We start from the raw sequence: 2,243 nt of genomic DNA, 5'->3' as shown, positions 1-2,243 counted from the left end.
GCGAACCGGTCCGCGAGTCCGGCGAGTCGTTCGTACGCCCGCTCTCGCGCTCGGTAGCTCCGCGCGCCGGCCAGCATCGTGACGAGCAGCGCGAGCACGAGCCAGGACCGCGAGAGCCGGAGCGCCTTCGCACAGTGGACGACCGCTCCCGCTCTGTCGCCGCGTCGCATCGCGGCGTGGGCGCTGAGCCGGTGGTGTCTCGTGCGTATCTCCCGACTGGCCTCGGGGTGTCGGCGGTACTGCTCGGCGAACTTGTCGTAGATCCACCCGTACAGCCGAGCCTGTGACTCGGCCGACTGCGAGACGTTCGTGTCGTGGATGCGCCGATTCACGAGCGGCTCGGCGACGTAGTCGAACTTGTACCGGCGCGCCAGCCGGATGTTCATCTCCCAGTCGACGCCGTGCGGGAACTCGGTGTCGAAGCCGCCGACGGCCTCGAAACAGGACCGCCGGATCATGTGACTCGAGTGCGGGTTCAGCGAGAAGGTCCGGAGAACGCCGGGGTAGATGTCGCCGCGCCGGTCGGGACGGAACTCGGTGACGATGTCGCCGCTCTCGACCGAGGTGGCGACGCCGCCGGTGTACACCACGGCGTACTCGTCGTCGAGCGCGTTCATCCGGTCGACCTGTCTGCGGACCTTCTCGGGATGCCACCGGTCGTCGTCGCCGAGGATACACAGGAGATCGCCGGCGGCGGCCGCCGCGGCGCGGTTGAAACTCCCCGCGATACCGCGGTTGCGCTCGTTGGTCCGGACCACTACGCGGGGGTCGTCCGCGTACCGATCGAGCACGCTCGGCGTCTCGTCCGTCGAGCCGTCGTCGACGACGACCGCCTCGACGTCGTCGTACGTCTGGCGGAGGACGGTCCGGATCGCACCGCCGACGTGCTCGGCCCTATTGTACGTGGGTATCAGCGCACTGACTTGTGGCACACTGCGAGGCCGTTCCCCGCATTAGCGGATAAGTACACAGCGACTACCCCGGCGTTCGGTCCGCACAGCGGGATTAACGAGTGTATACTAAACCCCGATACCCGACCACATCGAGACCGTCGTGACGAGAACCGGTCCGGGGTCCGTCGCTCGCGCTCGACCGAGCCGTGACCGACGGCGCGGTCCGCCAGTCCATACCCTCGCGGAGGCGACCCCGTGACCGCCAACGTCGCGATGATCCTTCCGGACTCGTTTCCCCCGGACATCCGGGTGACCAAAGAGGCGCACGCCCTCGGCGAGGCCGGTCACGACGTGCGCCTTTTCTGTCCGACCGAGCCGGACCGGCCGGACCGCGAAACGATCGACGGCATCGACGTGGTGCGCGTCCGAACCGGCGAGCGGACCGGCCTCGATCGACTCCGGCGCAACCTCTCGGTCGCGCTGACGGGGTACAGACCGGAGTGGGCGGCGGCGGTCGCCGCACACGGCGACTGGATCGACGTGATACACGTTCACGACCTGCTGCTCGCGGGGACGGCCCTCCGCGTCGGTGACCACCTCGACGCTCCCGTCGTCGTCGACTGCCACGAGAACTACCCGGAAGCGGTCCGTCAGTGGCGACGCTCTGACCCGGCGTGGTGGCGGTCGCCGCCCGACTTCCTTCGAACGCCTCGCGTTCCCGGTGTGGCGGTACAAGCGGTTCGAACGCCACTGGACGAAGGGGGCCGACCGACTGCTCACCGTGGCGGCCGAGGCCGAGCGGCACTACGTCCGCGACTGCGCCGTCCCCCCGACCGACGTGACGGTCGTCGGCAACACGGTCTCCGTCGAGGCGTTCGACCCCGCGACGCCCCCGGCACCCGCCGTCGACGGGGACTCGTTCGTCGTCGGCTACGTCGGGTCGTTCGGCCCGCACCGCGGCCTCGAAACGGCGCTCCGGGGGATCGCGGCCGTCGAGTCGGGACCCCCCGAAGTGCGTCTCCTCCTCGTCGGCGACCATGACTGTCCCGTCGGGAGGCGGCTCCGCGAACTCGCCGCGGACCTCGGCGTCGAGGACCGTGTGACCTTCGCCGGTCGCGTCCCCTTCGACGACGTGCCGGCTTACATGGCCGCGTGCGACGTCTGTCTCGTTCCGCACGACCGGACGCCCCACGACCCGAGACGACCCTGCCGCACAAGCTTTACCAGTACATGGCGATGGCGAGACCGGTCGTGGTCTCGGACGTCGCTCCGCTGAAGCGGGTCGTCGACGAGGTAGGGGCCGGACGCGTCGTCGCCGCCGGGGAATCCGAGCGCGTTCGCGGCGGCGTA

Annotated in this window: 2 protein-coding genes and 1 pseudogene; 2 read left to right on the top strand and 1 reads right to left on the bottom strand. The window is 69.7% G+C overall.

Features of this window, described 5'->3' with window-relative positions; all coding sequences use genetic code 11:
* Nucleotides 1–932, bottom strand: a 932-nt coding sequence (locus BN903_RS08165) for a glycosyltransferase (protein ID WP_052334945.1), incomplete at its 3' end; no start/stop codon positions are given.
* 234 nt (nt 933–1,166) lie between these two features.
* Here BN903_RS08165 and BN903_RS18595 point away from each other — a divergent pair.
* Together BN903_RS18595 and BN903_RS18050 are read left to right on the top strand one after the other, a co-directional pair.
* A pseudogene (locus BN903_RS18595) lies at nt 1,167–1,565 on the top strand (glycosyltransferase); the annotation flags it as partial.
* 49 nt (nt 1,566–1,614) lie between these two features.
* On the top strand, nt 1,615–2,169 hold the full coding sequence (locus tag BN903_RS18050; protein ID WP_228841067.1) for a glycosyltransferase family 4 protein: 555 nt from the start codon (nt 1,615–1,617) through the stop codon (nt 2,167–2,169).
* Nucleotides 2,170–2,243: the final 74 nt, after the last annotated feature.

The sequence above is a fragment of the Halorubrum sp. AJ67 genome, from assembly GCF_000513435.1.
This window is presented reverse-complemented; position numbering and strand designations above follow the sequence as displayed.